We start from the raw sequence: 266 nt of genomic DNA, 5'->3' as shown, positions 1-266 counted from the left end.
CTTGATCCGGCGCGCCGCCGTCCCGGTTCGCCGCATTGCTCTGGTCTTTCGCCAGCGTCTGCAACTGCTGCGTGTTGTTCAATACTTCGGACAGCAGATCTTCGAGCTTGTCGTTGCCGGCCAGCTTGTTGCGCAGATCGGCGAGCTTCGAACGCGCTTCGAGCAGACGCCGCAGCGGGTCGATTTGCGCAACCACTTCGTCCGGACTGAAATCGGCCATCGACTTGAAGCGCAGATCGACTGCGAATTTGCCGCCGGCTTCGCTC

General features: G+C 61.3%; 1 protein-coding gene. It reads right to left on the bottom strand.

All coding sequences use genetic code 11. The features are described from left to right. On the bottom strand, positions 1 to 266 hold a 266-nt coding region (locus SB822_RS57800), incomplete at both ends, for a type VI secretion system contractile sheath small subunit (protein ID WP_410859200.1).

It is taken from the genome of Paraburkholderia sp. SIMBA_054 (assembly GCF_046534875.1).
Taxonomy (GTDB): Bacteria; Pseudomonadota; Gammaproteobacteria; order Burkholderiales; family Burkholderiaceae; genus Paraburkholderia; species Paraburkholderia hospita.
The sequence above is the reverse complement of the archived record's forward strand: the minus strand, read 5'-3'. Positions and strand labels throughout refer to the sequence as shown.